The following is a 20393-nucleotide window of genomic DNA, read 5'->3' as shown; positions in this document are numbered from 1 at the left end:
CTGTTCTTCTTCATCCTGACGATGGAAGCGACCGGCTACATGGCCCGCGCCGCCTTCCTGATGGACCGCGCGATGGCGGGTGTCGGCCTTTCGGGCCGCAGCTTCATTCCGCTGCTGTCGAGCTTCGCCTGTGCGGTGCCCGGTATCATGGCGACGCGCAGCATCACCGATCCCAAGGACCGGTTGACCACGATCCTGATTGCACCGTTGATGACCTGCTCGGCGCGCCTGCCGGTCTACACCGTGATCATCGCCGCCTTCGTGCCCAACGCCCGGGTTCTGCCGGGTGTCGGCCAGCAGGGCCTCGTGCTGTTCGGGCTCTATGTCTTCGGCGTGCTCGGCGCGATGGGCGCGGCGCTGCTGCTGCGGCGCACGGTGACCAGGGGCGCGGCTTCGGGCTTCATCATGGAAATGCCCAAGTACCAGCTGCCGACAGTGAAGGACTTGGCGCTCGGGCTGTGGCAGCGCGCCTATGTGTTCCTGCGCCGCGCGGGGACCATGATCCTGAGCGTGACCGTGGTGCTGTGGCTGCTACTCAATCTGCCGCGCGCCGACAACCCGCAGGATCAGGTCAACGCTTCGATCGCGGGCCACATCGCCAACGGCCTTGCCGTGGTGATCGAACCGATCGGCTTCAACCGCGATATCGCGCTGGCGCTGATCCCGGCAATGGCCGCGCGCGAAGTGGCGGTCAGTGCGCTGGCGACGACATATGCCGTCGGCGCAAGCGATGACGAGGCGCAAGGCAAGGCACTGGGCGAACAGCTCAAGACGCACTGGAGCCTTGCGACAGCACTGGCCTTCCTCGCGTGGTTCGTCTTCGCGCCGCAATGCATGTCGACCATCGCGGTGACGCGGCGCGAAACCAACGGGTGGACGTGGCCCGCGTTCATGCTCGCCTACCTGTTCGGCCTTGCCTATGCGGCAGCGGGGATCACCTACTGGATCGCGGTGGCCTGCGGACTCGGTTAGTTTGGCTGGGTTAGGTGTGGGAAATGGAGGCAGTCAGACTCGCTCTGACCGGCGCCAGGGGCTAGGTCTTGGCCTCACACGGTACAGGATCACGAATCAATGGCAGGCAGCGTCAACAAGGTCATTCTGATCGGCAATCTCGGGCAGGACCCCGAGGTGAAGAGCTTCCAGAACGGCGGGCGCATCGCCAACCTGCGCATCGCGACCAGCGAACAGTGGAAGGACAAGGCCACCGGCGAGCGCAAGGAGCGCACCGAGTGGCACTCCGTCGTGCTCCAGTCAGACGGGCTGGTCGGCGTCGCCGAGCGCTATCTGAAGAAGGGCAGCAAGGTCTACATCGAAGGAAGCTTGCGCACCCGCAAGTGGCAGGACCAGTCGGGCAATGACCGCTACACGACCGAGATTTCGGTCGGGGTCGGCGGTTCGCTGACGATGCTGGACGGTCCGCAGGGCGGCTCTGGTGGCGGCATGGGCGGTGGTGGCGGCCAGCGCTCGGGCGGCGGCTGGAACGAAGGTGGTTCCTCGGGCGGCGGTGGCCGTGCGGGCGGGGCTTCGTCGGGCGGCGGCTGGAATCAGGGCGGCGGTGGCGGCGGCTTTGGCGACGATCTCGACGACGATATCCCGTTTTGATCAGGTCCCGCGCGTATCGCCGTAAAGGTGGATGTGCAGCCGGTCGGTAAAGCGCCAGCCGTGCGTGAGCGCGGCGCCCGCGAGCCATTTTGAGCGCTCGCGCAGAACTTCGCTGGACGTGCCCTCGGGCATTACAAACAGCCGCTCTGCCGGGATGCGGTAGATGGCCTGCAGTTCGGCGACTTCGTTCAGGTCATCAATCTCCGCCACGACGAACTTGAACCACGCCTTGGGGCTGGCTGACCATTCGCGCAGCAATTCGGGCACCAGCGCGAGGCTCTCGGCATTGCCGGAATGCGAGAGCTTGGGGCTGACGTTGAACTGATCGACCATTTGGGTGATCGCGTGGGGCGGCGGGACGCTGCCGTTGGTCTCGATCTCGACTTCGAGCGCAGGGACCGCTTCCTTGAGCATCGGGATCAGCTTGACGAGCGCCGGGGCCTGCAACAGCGGCTCGCCGCCGGTGATGACGAGGCGCGTCGGCCTGAGCGCCAGAATGCGCATCGCCACTTCGCGAACCTCGAGCGTGATCTGGTTCTCGATCCGCTCGAAGGTCACATCGTCGCGGTGCGGGCGGATATCGCCGGTAAAGCGCCAGGTATAGGCCGTGTCGCACCAGCGGCAGGCGAGGTTGCAGCGCGAGAGGCGCACGAACACGCAAGGGCGCCCCGCCGAGGGGCCCTCGCCCTGCAACGAGGGGAAGATTTCCGGCTCGCCGGGCGTGGTGGTCGCGAGCGTCAGGCTCATCCCAGCCTCGCCAGTGCAGCGGCGAGGCGCGCGGCCTCGGCGCTGTGGTGGGCATGGTCGGCGCGGGCCTTTTCGACCGCTTCGGGCTTGGCCTTTTCGGCAAAGGCCGGGTTGGAAAGACGGCCTTCGAGCGACTTGGCTTCCTTCTGCGCAGCAGCGAGCGCCTTCTCGAGGCGGGCCTTTTCGGCGGCGATGTCGATGACATCTTTCAATGGCAGCAGGTAGCTATCACCTTGGATGACAAGCGCTGCGGCCCCGTTTACGTCGGCAGAGTGCTGTGTTCTGTCGATGGTAACCCCAGTTGCAAGTTCGAATGCCTGACCTGTGTTGAGCACTTGCAGGATTGTGCAACGCGCAAGTCGGGCGACTGCAGGCCCAAACTTCTGCAGGCGCCGTATGGTTGTATCAGGGACCACCGTTATTACCTTAAACTCAAGATTCTTGAGCTCCTGCGGCGCTTCAAGCCAGAGTTCAGTCCTTGCACCAGGTGGCACGTTTGTTTCTGTACGAACTCGGCGAATTTCACCGATCAAGTTGACGAGCCAAGCTAAATCACTTTTTGCCTCGGGATCGACGTTCGCATGCGGGGCAGGCCATTGCGCCACGATTAACTCGTTCTCGCGCGTCCCCAACGCATGCCACAGCTCTTCGGTCACGAAGGGCATGAACGGGTGGAGCATGACGAGAATCTGGTCGAGCACCCAGCCGGCGACGGCGCGGGTCTCGTCGTCGAAGTTGCCCTTGATGAGCTCGATATACCAGTCGCAGAACTGGTCCCACACGAAGTGGTAGATCGCATTGGCGGCGGCATCGAAACGCAAGTCGGCCATCGCCTGATCCAGCGCTGCGACCGTTTCGACCACTTCGCCGATGATCCAGCGGTTGACCGCCGAGACGGGTTCGAAGCCCGGGCCAGTGTGATCGCCGATAGCTCCGACGATCCCATTGCTCTGGCAGAAGCGCGCGGCGTTCCACAGCTTGGTGGCGAAGTTGCGGTAGCCCTCGACGCGGCGCTCATCCATCTTCACGTCGCGGCCTTGGCTTTCCATGGCGCACATGAAGAAGCGCAGCGCATCCGCGCCGTACTTGTCGATGAGGCCCAGCGGATCGACCACGTTGCCCTTGGACTTGGACATCTTCGCGCCATCGGCGGCGCGCACCAGCCCATGCAGGTAGAGCCGCTTCCACGGCACCTCTTTCATGAAGTGAATGCCCTGCATCGCCATGCGCGCATCCCAGAAGAACAGGATGTCGAACCCGGAAATGAGCAAGTCGTTGGGGTAGTGCTTGGCGAGGAGGGAACCACGCTTATCCTCCCCTGCAAGGGGAGGGGGACCGCCGAAGGCGGTGGAGGGGTGGTGTTCGCCCGCTACCCCTCCGTCAGCGCTGCGCGCTGCCACCTCCCCTTCCAGGGGAGGATCTTCGGGCCAGCCCAGCGTAGCGAAGGGCCAGAGCGCGGAGGAGAACCAGGTGTCGAGGACGTCGGGATCGCGGGTGAGCGTGACTGACGTCAAACGGTCGCCATTGGACGAGAACTGATTGAACCCCTCTCCCTCGCTCGGGAGAACAACATCGACCTCTTCGCCATAGTAATCTTGGGCAAGCGCTCGCGCTGTTTCGCTGTCTTCTGCGACAAAGGCCCGAAAAGTCGTTGGTTGGGTTCGGGCAGACGTTGGTGCTCTGAAGCCGTCAGGGTTGTCCAAGCTCGGCCCATACCAAGCCGGAATCCTATGCCCCCACCAAAGCTGGCGGCTCACGCACCACGGCTGGATATTCTCCATCCAGTTGAAGAAGGTCTTCTCCCAGGTCTTCGGCACGATCTCGATCGCGCCCGAACGCACGGCTTCCATCGGCGCGACGGCTAGCTTTTCGGCATCGACGTACCACTGGTCGGTCAGCCACGGCTCGATCACCACGCCGCCGCGATCGCCATAGGGCGTCTGGATCGTGCGCGGTTCGGCGTCGTGTTCGGTCTCAAGACCTTCCTTGTCGCGCGTCACATGCGGCACAAGGCGGCCCGCTTCCTTCATCCGCTGCACGATCAGCGCGCGCGCATCGAAGCGGTCGAGCCCCACGAATTCGGCAGGCACCAACCCGTCCGCCGTCTGCACCACGCGGGCTTCGGCATCGAACATGTTGAGCATGTCCGCCGCCTTGATCCCGGCGCGGCGGCCAACCTCGAAGTCGTTGAAATCGTGGCCCGGCGTGATCTTCACCGCGCCCGAACCGAGCTCCGGATCGGCGTGCTCGTCGGCCACGATCTGCAGGCGACGACCGGTCAGCGGCTGCACGACATACTGGCCGATCACCGCCTTGTAGCGTGGATCATCGGCGTTCACCGCCACCAGCATATCGGCCAGCATCGTCTCGGGCCGGGTGGTGGCGACCTCGATGTAGTCCAGCCCGTCATCCCGCACCGCGCCGTCTGCCAGCGGATACTGGAAGCGCCAGAACGAGCCCTTCACCTCGCGCGTCTCGACCTCAAGGTCGGAGATCGCGGTCTTGAGCTTGGGATCCCAGTTCACCAGCCGCTTGTCGCGGTAGATCAGGCCCTGATTGTAGAGGTCGACGAAGACCTTCACCACCGCCTTGGTGAAATGCGGGTCCATCGTGAACTGCTCGCGGCTCCAGTCCATCGAGCAGCCGAGGCGGCGCAGCTGGCCGGTGATCGTGCCGCCGCTTTCGGCCTTCCACTCCCACACCTTCTCCACGAACTGCTCGCGCGTGTAGTTGGTGCGTTTGTCCTGCCGCGCTTCCATCTGGCGTTCGACCACCATCTGCGTGGCGATGCCCGCATGGTCGGTGCCGACCACCCACAACGCATCCTTGCCGCGCAGGCGTTCGTAGCGGATCACCACGTCCTGCAGCGTATTGTCGAGCGCGTGGCCGATATGGAGCGAGCCGGTCACGTTCGGCGGCGGGTTCACGATGGTGAAAGGCGCGGCATCGGGGCGCTCGGGGCGGAACAGCCCGTTCGCTTCCCAGTGGGCATACCACTTGGCCTCGAGCCCCGCTGGCTCGAACGTCTTGGCGAGGGTTCCGGCCTCGCTGGCTTCAGGATTGGTCGTATCGCTCATGATCCGGGGCCTTGCCATCGCAGGGACGGCGCTGCAAGCGTTCGCGGGAGCAAGCCGGGTGCGAACCTGCCATGCGGCGTGCTTGCGGCGGGGGCCGATTTCCCGCATGTAGCCTCTACCATGCGGGCTTCAGCCGATTTTTCCACCGAGCAGAGCGCCGAAGGGGCGACAACGCTGGTGTTTTCCGGCCCGCTGATCGTTTCCGCGCTCGGCGCAGTCGATCCGCGGCTGCGCGCGCTGGAAGGCCCGATCGCGGCCATCGATCTCAGCCATGCCACGCGCATCGATACCGTGGGCGCGTGGACCGCGTGGAGCCTTTCGCAGCGCCTTGGCGCGCCGATCATCGGGGCCTCGCCCGAGGCGGAACGGCTGATCGCGGCCATCAGCGCGGTCGATGACAACCGGGCTTCGGTCGAGGCGCACCGCTTGCCGATCCTGCTGCGCGTGCCCGCACATGTCGGTGAGGTGATGACCGGGCTAGGGCAGGGCATGCTGCTCGTGCTCGGCTTCCTGGGGCAGATCGTGCTGGCGAGCGGGGTGCTGCTGCGCCATCCGAGCCGCTTCCGCCTGCGCGCGCTGATCCACCAGATGGAGCTGATGGGGGTCAATGCGCTCGCCATCATCGGCCTGATGAGCTTTCTTGTCGGCATCGTCATCGCGCAGCAGGGTGCGGTGCAGCTTAGGCAATTCGGCGCCGAGATCTACACGGTCAACCTCGTCGGGCGGCTTTCCTTGCGGGAGCTTGGCATCCTGATGACGGCGATCATGGTCGCGGGCCGTTCGGGTTCGGCTTTTGCCGCGCAGCTCGGCACGATGAAGCTGACCGAGGAAATCGACGCGATGCGCACCATCGGCGTTTCCCCGATCGAGGCGCTGGTGATCCCGCGCCTACTGGCGACCATGCTGATGATGCCGCTGCTCGGCACCTATTCCGCGGCGATCGGGATCATCGGCGGCGCGGCGCTTTCGGCGCTCACCCTGGGCATCCCCTTCTTCACCTTCCTCGCGCGCATTCAGGAAGTGGTGCCGGTGCACGATGTCTGGGTCGGCCTGATCAAGGGCCCGGTGTTCGGCCTGATTGTCGCCACATCGGGCTGCTTTCAGGGGCTGCAGGTGAAGAGCGATGCCGAAGAGGTCGGCACGCGCACGACGGCGGCGGTGGTCATGGCGATCTTCATGGTGATCGTGCTCGACGCGTTCTTTGCCGTGTTCTTCTCGGAAGTGGGCTGGGGATGAGCGACGAGGGGGGCCTGCTGACTGCCTGCGCCGTGCCGCCTCCGCCGGGGAGCGAGGCGGACCTGTTCCCGATCCGCGTCCGCGGTCTGAAGAATGCGTTCGGCGAGCATGTGATCCACGAGAACCTCGATCTCGATGTCCGGCGAGGGGAGATCCTTGGCGTGGTCGGCGGATCGGGTACGGGCAAGTCGGTGCTGATGCGCTCGATCATCGGGCTGCAGATTCCCGAGGAAGGCACCATCGAAGTGCTCGGCAGCCCGATCACCGATGCGCGCGACGATGACGACATCGATATCCGCTGCCGCTGGGGCATCCTGTTTCAGGGCGGCGCGCTGTTTTCCACGCTGACCGTGGCGGAGAATGTCGAGGTTCCGCTGCGCGAATTCTATCCCGAGATCAGCGACGAGCTGCGCCATGAAATCGCGCGCTACAAGGTGCTGCTTTCGGGCCTGCCGGCAGAGGCGACGAGCAAGTATCCGAGCGAGCTTTCGGGCGGGATGAAGAAGCGCGCCGGGCTCGCCCGCGCGCTTGCGCTCGATCCCGAACTCCTGTTCCTCGACGAGCCCACGGCAGGCCTCGATCCCATCGGTGCGGCGGGCTTCGACCAGCTGATTCGCAGCCTGCAGCAGACACTTGGCCTCACCGTGTTCCTCATTACCCACGATCTCGATACGCTCTACGAGATCTGTGATCGGGTGGCGGTGATCGCCGACAAGCGGGTGATCGCAGTGGGCACGATCCCCGAGCTGATCGCGACCGATCATCCGTGGATCAAGTCCTACTTCAACGGCCCGCGCGGCCGCGCCGCAAGTGCGGCAAACGAGCGCAACGGTGCTCTTGGCACTGCCGGTGTTCAGGCATAGGGATAGCCGATGGAAACGCGTGCCAATCATATCTGGGTGGGGATCGTCACCATCCTCCTCCTGGCAGGGCTGGCCGCGCTGCTGATCTGGATCGCGCGGCTGAGCCAGCACGAGCAGAAGGACTTCGACATCTTCTTCAAGCAGTCGGTCGACGGCGTCGCCAAGGGGTCGGAAGTGTCCTATTCCGGCGTGCCGGTTGGGCAGGTGAAGGACATCACGCTCTGGGAGAAAGACCCGAGCTTCGTGCGCGTGCGAATCAAGGTCGATCGTGATGTGAAGCTGTTGCAGGGCACTACCGCCAGCCTGCAGGGCAGCTTTACCGGCGTCTCGACGATCCAACTGACCGGTGCGATCAAGGATGCGCCGGAAATCGACGAACCAGGCCCTGCCGGTGCGCCAGTGATCCCGACCAAGCGCAGCGGTCTCGGCGAAATCCTCTCGAACGCGCCACTGCTGCTGGAACGTCTGGCGACCTTGTCCGAGCGGCTGACCATGGTACTTTCGGATCAGAACCAGAAGGCCTTTGCCAACATTCTGGCGCATACCGACCAGCTGACCGGCAATCTCGCGAGCGCTTCGCCCGAGGTGAAGAAATCGCTGGCCGAGCTGCAACTCACCTTGCAGCAGGCAACCACTACGCTTGCCACGGTGGACAAGCTGGCCACCTCGACCGACGCTTCGATCAACGATCCCTCGAACGGCCTGGCCAAACAGCTGCGCGCCACGCTCAAGTCCGCGCAGGCCGCGGCGGATTCGCTGCAGGCGACGATGGACGAGACGAAGCCCGCCGCGAAGCAATTCAACGACCGCACCCTGCCGGCTTTCGAAGCGGCGCTGCGTGATATCGAGGCCACCTCGCGCTCGATCCGCGCGCTGACCGACCAGATCAGCGACCGCGGCATCAGCAGTGCCGTGGGAAGCCCCAAACTGCCGGATTACAAGCCATGAGCGCCCGCATGACCCGAACCTTCGCCGCGTCGCTTGTCTTGCTGGCTGCGCTGAGCGGCTGCGTGAGCATCGGGGCAAAGCCGCCGGGCACCCTGCTGAGCCTTACCCCGGAGGCCGAACCCGCCGCCGGAGCCAGCAGCAGTGGCACGCTGGCGGATGCGACTGTGGTGCTCGAGCCCGCAGCAGCAGCGCCGGTTTCGGTCTTGCGGATCCCGGTGCAGATCAATGCGGCCAATGTGGCCTATATCAAGGGCACGCAATGGGTCGAGCGGCCGAGCCGCGCCTTCCAGCACCTCATCGCCGAAACACTGCGCGCGCGCGGCAAGGGGCTGGTGGTCGAGGCCGACCGCAACACCAGCGGCACCCGCGTCGGCGGCCGCCTGCTCGCGATGGGCTTCGATGTGCCGACCCACTCCGCCGTGGTGCGCTTCGATGCGATGAAGTGGCTGCCGGACGGCAAGATCGAGACGCGGCGCTTTGAAAGCACGGTGTCCGGCGTCGATCCCGAGCCGGACGAGATCGGCCCTGCGCTGAACCGCGCCGCCAACAAGGTCGCGGGCGAAATCGCCGACTGGGTGGGTTAGCCCCGCGCCATAACGGCAAACTGCGCGGCAGCCGCAAACGCGGCGTGGCGGCGGGCGCGGCGGGCCTGGGCTTCTTCGTCCTTGCCCCAGAGTTCGGCCTGCCAGTCCTCCTCGAGATTGGCGGCATCCCACAGCGCGTCGATATCGGCGCCGGGCTCGACGGCCATCAGGCCCAGCACCAGCGAGGCGGCGAGCGAGGCTGTGGTCTTCACGGCAGCGAGCGTGAAGCCGTCGCGGCTTTCGAGGTCTGCGCGCAGGCGGGCCAGCGTTTCATCGGGCTGCGGGCGGTGCATGATCCCGGCGACACGGACGAAGCGCGCCTGCCAGCGTTCTTCTGCCGCCGCCAGCAGCGGATCCCACACCGCGCGCTGGCGGATGCCGAGCGCTTCGTCTGGCTCGGCGCGGTAGCAGAGCGTGTCGGTTTCGGCGTAGGGGATGAGTTCCTCGACCACCGCAGCCTTGCCGGGTACGATCACATCGATGGCGTAATCGGCAAGATCGCGGAACACGAAGCGCGCGGGATCGATTTCGTCGCCCTGTCCCGACCATTCGGCGGCAAGCGCTTCGGCCAGCGGGGCGGTGGGCACGATCTGCGCGCGGCCGCCAACCGTGCGCAAGGGCCGGCCATCGAGCATGACCCGGAAGCCCGTTCCCTCCACGGCAACCGTCACGGCCTTGTAGAACCGCTTCACGGACGGCTCTTCCAGCGCCGTGCGAGGAGCATGGGCCCGGCGAAGAAATCGACCAGACCCGCGCCAAGCAGTGCGTAGCCCGCCGCCTCGGGCAGCTTCGGCAGCCAACTCACCTTGCCGGATATGATCAGCACCCCCGCAAAGGCGAGCAGCGCGCCCGAAAGCCGTACGAGTTGCAGCACCGCAAAGCGCGCGGCAGCGGGATCCTTCCCCGTCGTCTCGCTCATTCCATGCCCTTCAGCAGCAGGCGCAGTTCGGCGATCGATCCCGCGACTGCCTCCGCGCCGGCCTCAACCAGCTCACGCGGGTGGTGGTAGCCCCAGTCGACGCCGATGGCGCGGACTCCGGCGTTGACGGCCATCGCCATGTCGAACGCGGTATCGCCGATCATCGCGGTCTCGCTGGCCGCCGCGCCGCTTTCGGCAAGGCAGGCCTCGATCATGCTCGGGTGCGGCTTCGAGGGATGCCGGTCCGCGGTCTGCAGCGTGATGAAGTGCCCGGTGAGGCCATGCGTTTCGAGGCAATGGACAAGGCCGCGGTCGCTCTTGCCGGTGGCGACGCCGAGCAGCCAGCCGGCGCCTGCCAGTTCCTCGATCAGCCCCGCGATGCCGTCGTAGAGCGGCTCCGCCACCTGCCCTGCCATGCGCCGCTCGCGGAAGGCGTCGCGGTAGAGCTGGGCGAGCAGGGTGTGATCATCGTTCGTGCCATCGGGGCGGAGGCGGCGCATCGCCTCGGGCAGCGAAAGGCCGACAACACGGCGCGTGGCGTTGCGGTCGGGCGGGGTCAGCCCGGCGGCGGAGAAGGCGGCGTCCATCGCGGCGCATATGTCGGCCTGGCTGTCTACCAGCGTGCCGTCGCAATCGAAGATGGCGAGCCTGATCGTCATTTCGCCAGCTGCTCCATCAGCGCGGCGAGGGCGAGCTTGCCTTCGCTCTTGAGGCCCTCAATCACCCGCGCGCGCTCTTCGGCAGGCTTGTTCTGGGAAAGCTTCACCGTGGGCCGCCACGCCTCGACCGTCAGCTCGAAACCCACGATCATGTCCATCATGCGGTCGCGCTTGATCCGGGCCATCTTGTCCATGGTCCAGGGCGTGCCTGCGGTGACGCGCGCTTCGTGATGGGCGGAGACGTCTTCCAGCAGCGCGAGGAGGCCGTCGCGGTCCATGCGCCGGACGGGGCCTTCCATTTCAAGCGCGAGGTAGTTCCAGGTCGGCACCTGATCGGGATCGCTGTACCAGCGCGCCGAGATATAGCCATCCGGCCCGTTGACCACGGCGAGCGCCCGCGCCCCATCGAGGTGGCGGGTGAGCGCATTGCCGAGCGCGAGATGAAAACGCAGCGTGCCTGCTTCGGTCAGCAGCAGCGGCACATGCGCGACGCGCGGGCCGTCAGGCGTGCCCAAAAACACCATGCCGAAGCCGGCTTCCGCGATCAGCGCGGAAAACAGCGTTCGGTCATCGGTGCGGAAGGCCGGGTTCGGATGCATCAGCCTCTCGGACTACGGCGCGGCGCTCCGCCGGTTGGGGCTTTCGGCTTGCTGCCAGCGCTCTTGCCTGCTGCAGGCGCGCGGCGCACCGGCTTGCCGCCATTGGCGCTGCGCTCTGCCGCATTGCGTTCGGCAGAAGCGCGGCCCGCCGAGGCGCGGGCTAGCGCAGTGCCGGTGGGCGCCTTGCTGCCGGGACCTTTCTTGACGCCAGCGCGCGGCTTGGGTGCGGCACGACCGCTCGGCGGGGCGTCGATGCGCTTGCGGCGCTCGCCGCGGCGTTCCTTGCGGTATTCCTTGGCATGGGCCTTGGCGGCGCGCTTCTCGATCACCTTGTCGGGGATCAGCTTGACCGGCTCCAGCGGCAGCTCGCCATCGGCTTCGTCGAAGCCGAGCTGCGCCATGCTCGCCGCGAAGTGCTCGGGCAGCGGCGCGGTCACGTCGAGCAGGTCGCCTTCCGGATGCTCGATCCGCAGGCGGCGCGCGTGGAGGTGCATCTTGCGGCTGATCGATCCGGTGAGGAACGCGGCCTGCCCGCCATACTTGCCATCGCCCACGATCGGATGCCCGATTGCCGCCATGTGAACGCGAAGCTGGTGCGTGCGGCCTGTGAGCGGCTGCAGTTCCACCCAACATGCCGCATTGCCTGCGCGGCCGATCACCCGGTAGCGCGTGCGGGCGGACTGGCCGTGCTCGCTCTCGTCGACCATCATCTTCTCGCCGCCTGTGCCCGGCTGCTTGGCGAGCGGCAGTTCGATCAGGCCGTCCTTGATATCGGGCACGCCGGTGATCAGCGCCCAGTATATCTTGCGCGCGCTGCGCCCCGAAAAGCGCTTCGAAAAGAACGCCGCGCTGCCCGGGGTGCGCGCGATGAGGAGGACGCCGGAGGTATCCTTGTCGAGCCGGTGGACGAGGCGCGGGCGCGGGCCCTTCTCGTCGGCATAGGCATCGAGCAGGCCGTCGACATGTTCATGCGTGCCGCTGCCGCCCTGCGTGGCAAGGCCCGGCGGCTTGTTGAGCACGATCGCGGCGCGATCCTGCGTCAGGATCATGCTCTCGGCGAGCGCGATCTGGTCTTCGGTCAGCGGCTTCTTTGGCCGGGTGCCCTTGATCCCGGCCGGCGCGCTGCCACCCGGCGGCACGCGCAGGACCTGGCCCTTTTCGAGCCGCGTATCGACATCGGCGCGCTTGCCATCGACGCGCAGCTGCCCGGTGCGCGCCCAGCGCGAGACGGTGGCGAAGCCGACCGCAGGCAGATTGCGCTTGAACCAGCGGTCGAGCCGAACGCCGTCGTCGTCCTTGCCGACAGTGAACTGGCGGACGTCGTCCGCATTTCCCTGAGTATCGCTCATGCCGCCACCCGCATCAGCCAGAGGCCGGCGAACAGCGCGGCAAAACCTGCCACCAGCGAAATCGCCACATAGCCCATCGCAAGCGCCAATTGGCCCCGTTCGACGAACACCGCGAATTCCAGCGCGAACGAGGAAAAGGTGGTGTAGCCGCCCAGAACGCCGACTCCGAGCAGCAGGCGCCATGTCTCGCCGCCGGTGCCGTGCCGCGCCAGCCAGCCCATAAGCAGGCCCATGGCGGCGCTGCCCAGCACGTTGACGGTGAGGGTGCCCCAGGGGAAAGCGCTGGCCGCAACCGGCCCGATAGCGGCCATGAACAGGCGGCCAGTCTGGTAGCGCAGCCATGCGCCGAGCGCGCCGCCGGCAGCGACAGCAAGGCCGGGCGGAACGCTGGCAAGCAAAGGTGCAGGTGATGTCATCGGCCAAGCCCCTAACGCAGGCGGGCGCCAAATGCACGAGATTGCTTGCCTTGCGGGGGCTCTTTTGGTAGCGGGCGCCGCGTGAGAGCCGATCCGTTCGGATTCGGCGCCCTTTCTATTTCTGTAATTCAAGGTGACTCCCGCGTGGGCGGGCTCTCGCCATCAGCATTGAGGTGTAGCGGTTTATGCAGATTCTCGTTCGCGACAACAATGTCGACCAGGCCCTTCGCGCGCTCAAGAAGAAGCTGCAGCGTGAGGGCGTGTACCGCGAGATGAAGCTGCGCCGTCACTTTGAAAAGCCCTCGGAAAAGCGCGCCCGTGAAAAGGCCGCTGCTGTCCGCCGCGCCCGCAAGATGGAGCGCAAGCGGCTTGAGCGCGACGGCGGCAAGTAAGCTGCTGGGGGCGTAAGCTCTGGGGCGGCACGAAGCCGCCCTTAGCCTCTTGCGATAAGGGTCCGGCTGGGCCAAGAGGGCGCCGTATTCGCGGCGCCCTTTCGCTTGTCCGACGCCTGTCGGCGCGGCATCAGGGCATGGAATCGGAGCCAGCCCGCAGGCTCCGCAAAAGGGGAAGACATGTCGGAAATCACCCGCGTTCCGCTCCAGCCGGTTGGCAAGGGATCGCTCACCCGCATCTGGATCGGCGTGATTCTCGCGCTGCTGATCGGCGCCACGGCGGCCTGGGCCACGCGCTATCAGGGCCTTGTTGTTGAAACGCTCACGGCGGGCTCCGGCCCTTCGCCGACGGTGGGTGACGTCGTGCTGGTCAATTATGTCGGCCATCTCGCCAGCGGCAAGGAATTCGACAAGGGCTCGCAGGTCGCCATGCCGGTCGAAGGCGTGATCCCCGGGTTCAGCCAGGGGCTGCAGAAGATGCAGCGCAAGGGCAAGTACAAGCTGATCATCCCCGCCGCGCTCGCCTATGGCGCGCAGGACCAGAAGAACCCCTCTACGGGCGAAGTGGTGATCCCGGCCAACAGCGATCTGACGTTCGATGTCGAACTGCTCGATTTCAAGAGCGCGGCCGAGATCGAACAGCGCCGCCAGATGCTTCAGCAATTGCAGCAGCAGATGGGCAGCGCGCCGAAGGGCGGCGCCGAGTCCGCTCCGCAGCCCTGATTGTGTTCCCGGCCAGCGGCACGGCTGCTGGCCCCAGACTTTCGAGAGACAGCCATGTCCGTAGACACTGCCACGGTGGCCAGGATTGCCTCGCTGGCCCGTATCAAGGTCACCGAAGAGGAGATCGCGGCGATGGTGCCCGAACTCAACGGCATCCTCGCCTGGGTCGAACAGCTCGGCGAAGTGAACGTGGAAGGCATCGCGCCTATGACGGCGGTGATCCCCAACAAGCAGCGCCTGCGCGACGATGTCGTGAACGCCGATCCGCTGACCGGCGGCGACGTGCAGGACAAGGTGCTTTCCAACGCACCCGCCGGTGAACACGGCTTCTTCGGCGTGCCCAAGGTGATCGAGTGATGACGGACCTTACTGACCTTGGCGTCGCTGCGATCCGCGAAGGCGTGGCGAAGGGCGAGTTTACCGCCGTTGAAGTGGCTGGCGCGTTCAACGCTGCCGTCGTCGCCGCCCAGCCTGCGCTGAATGCCTTCATCACGCTGACGCCCGAGAAGGCACTCGAAGCCGCCGCCGCCGTCGATGCGAACCGCGCGGCGGGCAAGGCGCTCGGCAAGATGGCTGGCGTGCCGATCGGCATGAAGGACCTCTTCGCGACGACGGGCACCAAGACCACAGCCGCATCAAACATCCTCGGCAACTTCGTGCCGCCCTATGAGTCCACCGTCAGCCAGAAGCTGTGGGATGCGGGCGCGGGCATGCTCGGCAAGCTCAACCTTGACCAGTTCGCGATGGGTTCGTCCAACGAGACGAGCGCGTTCGGCAACGTGATCTCGCCGTGGCGGCGCGAAGGCAGCGATGCGCAGCTGGCACCCGGCGGCTCTTCGGGCGGCTCCTCCGCTGCCGTCTCCGCGCGCATCGCCCCTGCCGCAACGGGCACCGACACCGGCGGTTCGATCCGTCAGCCCGCCGCCTTCACCGGCATTTCGGGCATCAAGCCGACCTATGGCCGCTGCTCGCGCTGGGGCATCGTCGCCTTTGCTTCCAGTCTCGATCAGGCCGGACCGATGGCGCGCGACGTGCGCGATTGCGCAATCATGCTGGAAGCGATGGCGGGGTTCGATCCGAAGGATTCGACCAGCCTCGACCTGCCGGTGCCGGAATGGGAAGCCAGCCTCAACGCCGACATGCGCGGCAAGAAGGTCGGCATCCCGCGCGAATACCGCATGGACGGGATGGACGCCGACGTCGCCCGCGTGTGGGACGAAGGCATTGCCTGGCTCAAGGACGCGGGCGCCGAGATTGTCGACATCAATCTGGCGCACACCAAGTATGCGCTCCCTGCGTACTACATCATCGCGCCCGCCGAAGCTTCGTCCAACCTCGCGCGCTATGACGGCGTGCGCTACGGCCTGCGCGATCTGCCACAGGGCGCTGGCCTGCAGGACATGTATGCCGCCACCCGCGCCGCCGGTTTTGGTGCGGAAGTGAAGCGCCGCATCCTCATCGGCACGTATGTGCTCTCGGCGGGCTTCTACGATGCCTATTACACGCAGGCGCAGAAGGTCCGCACGCTGATCAGCCGCGACTTCATGGACGCATTCCAGACCGTCGACGTGATCCTCGCCCCCACTGCGCCGACCGCCGCCTTCGGCCTTGGCGAGATGGTCAGCGATCCGCTGGCAATGTACCTCAACGACGTGTTCGCCGTGCCCGCCTCGCTGGCTGGACTACCCGCGATGTCGGTGCCTGCGGGCCTTGACCGGCAGGGCCTGCCGCTCGGACTCCAGCTGATCGGCCGTCCGTTCGACGAACAGGGCGTGCTCGATGCGGGCCTCGCGATCGAAGCCCGCGCAGGGTTCACCGCGCGTCCAGCAAAGTGGTGGTGAGGGCTGGGGCGTAATTGACGCTTCCTTACAGTTTTGGTATTACCTAGAAGATGTATTACCAGTCCAACATGACCTCCAAGGGCCAAGTGACTGTGCCCAAGGATATCCGCGATGCCCTTGGCCTTGCACCAGGGCAGGTCGTGGAGTTCGAGCTGGACGCTGACGGCAATGCGCGCATCCTGCGAGCAGATGATCGCATGTCCATCGAGAAGAAAAAGGCGGATTGGTTGAAGCGCCTCAATGAGGTGCGCGCCGAGTTCAAACTTCAGGATCCGTTCGCCGGGATGGATGGCCTTGAGTACCAGCGCTGGATCCGCGGTGACGGGCCTGAGGTGTGATTCTCGATAGCAACGTGCTGATTGCACTGTTCCAGCAAGCACAGCCGAAAATGTTTGATCGCCTCGCTGAATGGCAGGCGCTGCGCACGATCCACATCAACCTTGTGATTTTCGCAGAAGTTGCGCCCAGTTTTCCGGCTGCGACTGAACTTGAAGCTGCGCTTGACCGGCTGAACATACTGCTCACTGCTCTCACTCGTGAGGACGCGTTTCGCGCCGGACAAGCCTTCGCCGAGTATCGGCGGCGTGGCGGCGAGCGGACTGCCATCCTCCCCGACTTCCTGATCGGTGCGCAGGCCGAAATCAGGGGCTGGCCTCTCGTCACGCGGGACCGTAAGGGCTTTCAGAGCTACTTTCCGGGCCTCCAGATCATCGATCCGACAGAAGACTGACCATGACCGACACCGCATACCGTATCCAGGGCGCAACCGGCGAATGGGAGGTCGTGATCGGCCTCGAAGTCCATGCGCAGATCAGCACGCAGGCGAAGCTCTTTTCGGGCGCCGCCACCGCGTTCGGGGCGGAGCCCAACACGCAGGTCAGCCTCGTCGATGCGGCGATGCCCGGCATGCTGCCGGTGCCCAACCGCGAGTGCATCCGCCAGGCCGTGCGCACCGGTCTTGCCATCAATGCGCAGATCAACAAGTGGTCGCGCTTCGACCGCAAGAACTACTTCTACGCGGACTTGCCGCAGGGCTACCAGATCAGCCAGCTCTACCACCCCATCGTGGGCGAGGGCGCGATCGAGGTGCAGCTCGACGACAAGAACCCCGAGAGCACCAAGACCATCGGCATCGAGCGCATCCATGTCGAACAGGATGCGGGCAAGCTGATGCACGATCAGCACCCGACGATGTCCTATGTCGACCTCAACCGCTCGGGCGTGGCGCTGATGGAAATCGTCAGCCGGCCGGACATGCGTTCGCCCGCCGAAGCCGGGGCCTACCTTTCCAAGCTGCGCACGATCCTGCGCTATGTCGGCTCGTGCGATGGCAACATGGACCAGGGCTCGATGCGCGCGGACGTCAACGTCTCGGTGCGCCGTCCCGGTGAGCCCTTCGGCACGCGGACCGAGACGAAGAACGTCAACTCGGTGCGCTTCGTGATGGCCGTGGTCGAGCAGGAAGCGAAGCGCCAGGTCGCGCTGCTGGAGGACGGCGGCAAGGTCGTGCAGGAAACCCGGCTCTACGATCCGGACCGCAACGAGACCCGCTCGATGCGCAGCAAGGAAGACGCGCACGATTACCGCTACTTCCCCGATCCCGATCTGCTGCCGGTCGAGCTCGACGACGCGTTCCTCGAGGAATGCCGCGCCAGCCTGCCCGAGCTGCCGGACGCGAAGCGCCACCGCTATGAGACGGTGCTGGGCCTCTCCGCCTACAATGCCGGCGTGCTGACCGCCGAGGTCGAGACTTCGCGCTGGTTCGAGGCGCTGCTGGCAGCCACGGCAACGCAGCAGGGCAAGCCGGAGAGCGAAGTCGCCAAGCAGGCGGCCAACTGGCTGACCTCCGAACTGTTCGGCGCGCTCAACAAGCTGGGCAAGAGCCTGCTTGAAAGCCCGGTCAGCGCGCAAGCGGGCGGCGAGCTGCTGGCGCTTGTCGGCAAGGGCACGATCTCGGGCTCGATCGCCAAGCAGGTGCTCGAAAAGATGCTGGAGACGGGCGATGCACCGGGCGTGATCGTCGAGCGCGAGGGCCTGACCCAGACGTCCGACACCGGCGCAATCGAGGCCGCGGTCGATGCCGTGCTTGCCGCGAATGCCGACAAGGTCGCCCAGTACAAGGGCGGCAAGGAAGCGCTGTTCGGCTTCTTCGTCGGCCAGACGATGAAGGCGATGCAGGGCAAGGGCAACCCGCAGCTCGTCAACGAAGTGCTGAAGGCGAAGCTCGGCTGAAGGTGCTTCGCCCCTCGGGGCGAAGCACATCCTCCTTCATTCAGAGCTTTTCGGGCGTGCGCGGCGCCTTGGCTTCGTTGCCCGCGTATTCGGTGAAGTTCTTCTTGAACACGCCGACGAGTTCATCGAGCGCGGCGAGGGCATCTTCGCCTTCCTTCGGCGGGAACAACTTGAGCCCATTGCCGCCCCAGGCCTTGTACTGGAAATCGATCTTGTCGTCCGATCCGAAGTCGCGCACCAGGAACAGCGTCTTCAGCGAACGCCCGTAGATCGCGGCCTTCTGGTAGAACAGGTCAGCGACGATCAGTTCCGAATAGCACTTCGCCTTGGAATCCGAACGGCGGGTCTTCACCGCGTTCATGCTCTTGCGCTCGATCGGCGTCGCATGGGTCACGATTGTCGTGCCGGGCGAAAGCTTCAGCAGCCCGCGCAGGTCCATCGACAGCAGCGCATCGAGCTGGCTGGGGCTGTCGAGCGCGCTGGCCATCAGCGTCTTGTTGCTGGAATCGCGGTTGGCGTGGATCGCCGCATCAAGCAGACCGCCACCGAGCCAGCCGGTGGTGATCGAGTTCATGCGCTCGGCAGGCCAGACATGGAGTTCGCAGCCATCAGCCGTCGCAGTGGGGGCGTGAACCACTGTCTCGGGGCCCTTGGGCGCTGCAGGGGCGGGAGCGGCGGTGGTCGCCGTGTCAGCTGGTGCAGGCGCTGCTTCCTGCGCTGCGGCCATCGATCCGCAGGCAAGCAGCATGGCTCCGCCCAGGAACATCAACTTCATCTTCACGTCTGTCTCCCCTTTTGAAATTCACTGCCGGATGGATGGCTGGCGTCAGCGCTTCTTGCGTGGCGGCGCCATCAGCACCGCGCCGAAATCCTTGATGCTCTTGCCCATGGCGGCGGCCAGCTCGTCGAAGCCGGGCCTTGGATCGTCCTCCGGTTTTGCCGGCGGAAACAAGGTCAGCTTCTCGCTGATGATCTGGCCAAAGGTGCGTTCGGGCGTCGCGGCGCCCCGGAAGCTGCGATAGCGGTAGATCACCTTGAGCGATCGTCCGCTGAACACGTCTTCCTGAAAGAAGACGTCATCGACCGCGAGTTCGGCGTGGCACGCACCGCCATCGGCGAGCCACGGCCCCGGCGTCGTGCGCAAGGTCCGGCTGTCCAGCGTTTCGGGGTGAACGACGACCGTATATCCGGCAAGGCCCAGCGCAGCGGCGATGTCGATGCCTTCCAGCACCTGCTTCTGCCGCGCAGTGTCGAGGGGTTTTTCGGGCAGCTTGCGATAGCCATCCCGCCCGTTGACCGCGCCATCGACGAGGCCGCCGTGGAGCCAGCCCGAATAGGTGGAGCGCAGGGAACTGCCGGGCCAGACATGGAGCGTGCAGGCGGGGGAGGGCTGCGAGGCGCGCTCCTGCGCATGGGCGGCCGTGCCAGTGTAGCCGGCCAGGGCGGCGAATGCGCCGGCAAGTAGGCCACGGCACACCTTTACGAAACCGGCTCTCTTCATGGTTTTGCTTTCCGCTGCAGGTCACGGCCAAAATGCTGGAGTGTTGAAGTGAAGGCCCGTTCGAGGTCTGCGAAGAAGGCGTCGTCGGTCCGCTTCGTCTCGTCGGTGGGAACCGTGAGCGGATCTTCTTCCGGCAGGCCCGCACGCCGCTTGAGCGTGGGATCGGAGCCGAAATCGCGCAGGACCCAGAATGCTTTGAGATTGTGGCCATGCGCGTAGACCCGCGCGTAGGTGAGGTCGGTCAGCAGCAGTTCGGCATGGCAGGCCGGGCCATCCGCGCTCAGTCGTGCCGGCTTTCGCACATCGGCAAGGGTCATGCTCCCGGTGTGGAACACGGGTCGGTAGCCCGGCAGGCCAAGCATTTCGGCAAGCGGGAGCGCCTGCATGAGTGCGATCTGGCGTGATGGGGTGAGCGGGCCGTTCTGGCGGGGGCCGTAATGCTCGGTTGTGAAGTTGTCGTTCACGTTGGGGCCCGAGGCCGCTGCAGAATGTGAGACCAGCCCGACAATGCCGCGCTGACCATCGCCCGCGCTCCAGACGAAATTGTCGTGCGCATGCGCCCGCATGACGGACAGCCCGGCGCTGGGCCAGACATGGAGCTCGCAGGCGGGGCGAGCGAGAGTATCAGCACTTCGCAGATCTTGCGCCAGGGCAGGCGCGGCGAGCATGATGGCCAAAAGAAAGGCCGCAATTCTCGCCATCTGC

Annotated in this window: 24 protein-coding genes; 13 read left to right on the top strand and 11 right to left on the bottom strand. The window is 65.6% G+C overall.

The genetic code is table 11. From position 1 onward, the window contains the following. Together K5Q19_RS13045 and ssb are read left to right on the top strand one after the other, a co-directional pair. On the top strand, positions 1-972 hold a 972-nt coding region (locus tag K5Q19_RS13045; protein ID WP_292945837.1), incomplete at its 5' end, for a ferrous iron transporter B. A gap of 99 nt (positions 973-1071) precedes the next feature. Further along, positions 1072-1602, top strand: coding sequence for a single-stranded DNA-binding protein (gene ssb / locus K5Q19_RS13040; protein WP_292945835.1), 531 nt, complete (start codon positions 1072-1074; stop codon positions 1600-1602). Here the strand turns inward: ssb and K5Q19_RS13035 are convergent, their stop codons facing one another. Next, entirely contained in the window at positions 1603-2349 is a 747-nt protein-coding gene (locus tag K5Q19_RS13035) for a 7-carboxy-7-deazaguanine synthase QueE (RefSeq protein ID WP_292945833.1), read from the bottom strand. It abuts the gene before it with no gap. After that, entirely contained in the window at positions 2346-5426 is a 3081-nt protein-coding gene (locus K5Q19_RS13030; protein WP_292945831.1) for a valine--tRNA ligase, read from the bottom strand. The genes K5Q19_RS13035 and K5Q19_RS13030 overlap by 4 nt, the downstream gene beginning before the upstream one ends. A gap of 120 nt (positions 5427-5546) precedes the next feature. On the opposite strand from K5Q19_RS13030, the gene K5Q19_RS13025 reads away from it, so the two are divergent. From K5Q19_RS13025 to K5Q19_RS13010, 4 genes are read left to right on the top strand one after another with little or no spacing between them, the layout of a single operon-like run. Then, complete coding sequence (locus K5Q19_RS13025; RefSeq protein WP_292945829.1) at positions 5547-6662, top strand: ABC transporter permease; 1116 nt, start codon at positions 5547-5549, stop codon at positions 6660-6662. After that, positions 6659-7525, top strand: coding sequence for an ATP-binding cassette domain-containing protein (locus tag K5Q19_RS13020; RefSeq protein ID WP_292945827.1), 867 nt, complete (start codon positions 6659-6661; stop codon positions 7523-7525). The genes K5Q19_RS13025 and K5Q19_RS13020 overlap by 4 nt, the downstream gene beginning before the upstream one ends. Before the next feature lie 9 nt (positions 7526-7534). Next, complete coding sequence (locus tag K5Q19_RS13015; protein ID WP_292945825.1) at positions 7535-8473, top strand: MlaD family protein; 939 nt, start codon at positions 7535-7537, stop codon at positions 8471-8473. 8 nt (positions 8474-8481) lie between these two features. Next, entirely contained in the window at positions 8482-9057 is a 576-nt protein-coding gene (locus tag K5Q19_RS13010; protein WP_292945823.1) for an ABC-type transport auxiliary lipoprotein family protein, read from the top strand. Here the strand turns inward: K5Q19_RS13010 and K5Q19_RS13005 are convergent. The 6 genes from K5Q19_RS13005 to crcB are packed head-to-tail and all read right to left on the bottom strand — an operon-like array spanning position 9054 to position 12999. Further along, positions 9054-9749 (bottom strand): ATP12 family protein, encoded by a 696-nt coding sequence (locus tag K5Q19_RS13005; protein WP_292945821.1) that lies wholly within the window; start codon positions 9747-9749, stop codon positions 9054-9056. The two genes, K5Q19_RS13010 and K5Q19_RS13005, sit on opposite strands and share 4 nt — an antisense overlap. Continuing rightward, a complete protein-coding gene (locus K5Q19_RS13000) occupies positions 9746-9976 on the bottom strand; it encodes a hypothetical protein (RefSeq protein WP_292945819.1) in 231 nt (76 codons plus the stop codon). The genes K5Q19_RS13005 and K5Q19_RS13000 overlap by 4 nt, the downstream gene beginning before the upstream one ends. Beyond that, complete coding sequence (locus tag K5Q19_RS12995) at positions 9973-10635, bottom strand: HAD-IA family hydrolase (protein ID WP_292945817.1); 663 nt, start codon at positions 10633-10635, stop codon at positions 9973-9975. The genes K5Q19_RS13000 and K5Q19_RS12995 overlap by 4 nt, the downstream gene beginning before the upstream one ends. Beyond that, positions 10632-11234 carry an FMN-binding negative transcriptional regulator gene (locus tag K5Q19_RS12990; RefSeq protein WP_292945815.1) on the bottom strand — a complete coding sequence of 201 codons (603 nt, stop codon included), beginning with the start codon at positions 11232-11234 and terminating at the stop codon, positions 10632-10634. Before K5Q19_RS12990 ends, K5Q19_RS12995 begins: the two co-directional genes overlap by 4 nt. After that, the gene (locus K5Q19_RS12985; protein WP_292945813.1) at positions 11234-12583 is read right to left on the bottom strand and encodes an RluA family pseudouridine synthase; all 1350 of its coding nucleotides are present in this window, start codon (positions 12581-12583) and stop codon (positions 11234-11236) included. Before K5Q19_RS12985 ends, K5Q19_RS12990 begins: the two co-directional genes overlap by 1 nt. Continuing rightward, positions 12580-12999, bottom strand: coding sequence for a fluoride efflux transporter CrcB (gene crcB, locus K5Q19_RS12980; RefSeq protein WP_292945811.1), 420 nt, complete (start codon positions 12997-12999; stop codon positions 12580-12582). The genes K5Q19_RS12985 and crcB overlap by 4 nt, the downstream gene beginning before the upstream one ends. A 185-nt stretch (positions 13000-13184) precedes the next feature. Between crcB and rpsU the strand changes: the two genes are divergently transcribed. The 7 genes from rpsU (at position 13185) to gatB (ending at position 18187) form a co-directional block, all read left to right on the top strand. Then, positions 13185-13391 (top strand): 30S ribosomal protein S21, encoded by a 207-nt coding sequence (gene rpsU, locus K5Q19_RS12975; RefSeq protein WP_054121618.1) that lies wholly within the window; start codon positions 13185-13187, stop codon positions 13389-13391. Between the two features lie 180 nt (positions 13392-13571). Then, complete coding sequence (locus tag K5Q19_RS12970; protein ID WP_292945809.1) at positions 13572-14114, top strand: FKBP-type peptidyl-prolyl cis-trans isomerase; 543 nt, start codon at positions 13572-13574, stop codon at positions 14112-14114. A 54-nt stretch (positions 14115-14168) separates the two neighbouring features. Then, positions 14169-14471, top strand: a complete 303-nt coding sequence (gatC, locus tag K5Q19_RS12965) for an Asp-tRNA(Asn)/Glu-tRNA(Gln) amidotransferase subunit GatC (RefSeq protein WP_292945807.1) — start codon at positions 14169-14171, stop codon at positions 14469-14471. Then, positions 14471-15955 (top strand): Asp-tRNA(Asn)/Glu-tRNA(Gln) amidotransferase subunit GatA, encoded by a 1485-nt coding sequence (gatA, locus tag K5Q19_RS12960; protein ID WP_292945805.1) that lies wholly within the window; start codon positions 14471-14473, stop codon positions 15953-15955. Before gatC ends, gatA begins: the two co-directional genes overlap by 1 nt. A gap of 50 nt (positions 15956-16005) precedes the next feature. Further along, a complete protein-coding gene (locus K5Q19_RS12955; protein ID WP_292945804.1) occupies positions 16006-16293 on the top strand; it encodes an AbrB/MazE/SpoVT family DNA-binding domain-containing protein in 288 nt (95 codons plus the stop codon). Then, on the top strand, positions 16290-16685 hold the full coding sequence (locus K5Q19_RS12950) for a PIN domain-containing protein (RefSeq protein ID WP_292945803.1): 396 nt from the start codon (positions 16290-16292) through the stop codon (positions 16683-16685). The genes K5Q19_RS12955 and K5Q19_RS12950 overlap by 4 nt, the downstream gene beginning before the upstream one ends. Before the next feature lie 2 nt (positions 16686-16687). Beyond that, positions 16688-18187 carry an Asp-tRNA(Asn)/Glu-tRNA(Gln) amidotransferase subunit GatB gene (gene gatB, locus K5Q19_RS12945; protein WP_292945802.1) on the top strand — a complete coding sequence of 500 codons (1500 nt, stop codon included), beginning with the start codon at positions 16688-16690 and terminating at the stop codon, positions 18185-18187. A 40-nt stretch (positions 18188-18227) separates the two neighbouring features. Here the strand turns inward: gatB and K5Q19_RS12940 are convergent, their stop codons facing one another. The 3 genes from K5Q19_RS12940 to K5Q19_RS12930 are packed head-to-tail and all read right to left on the bottom strand — an operon-like array spanning position 18228 to position 20389. Beyond that, on the bottom strand, positions 18228-18968 hold the full coding sequence (locus tag K5Q19_RS12940) for a hypothetical protein (protein WP_292945801.1): 741 nt from the start codon (positions 18966-18968) through the stop codon (positions 18228-18230). A 45-nt stretch (positions 18969-19013) separates the two neighbouring features. Further along, positions 19014-19688, bottom strand: coding sequence for a hypothetical protein (locus tag K5Q19_RS12935; protein ID WP_292945800.1), 675 nt, complete (start codon positions 19686-19688; stop codon positions 19014-19016). Beyond that, positions 19685-20389: a hypothetical protein gene (locus tag K5Q19_RS12930; RefSeq protein ID WP_292945799.1), complete on the bottom strand. Its 705-nt coding sequence runs from the start codon at positions 20387-20389 to the stop codon at positions 19685-19687. Before K5Q19_RS12930 ends, K5Q19_RS12935 begins: the two co-directional genes overlap by 4 nt. Positions 20390-20393: the final 4 nt, after the last annotated feature.

Source organism: Novosphingobium sp., assembly GCF_019748365.1.
Classification (GTDB): domain Bacteria; phylum Pseudomonadota; class Alphaproteobacteria; order Sphingomonadales; family Sphingomonadaceae; genus Novosphingobium.
The sequence above is the reverse complement of the archived record's forward strand: the minus strand, read 5'-3'. Positions and strand labels throughout refer to the sequence as shown.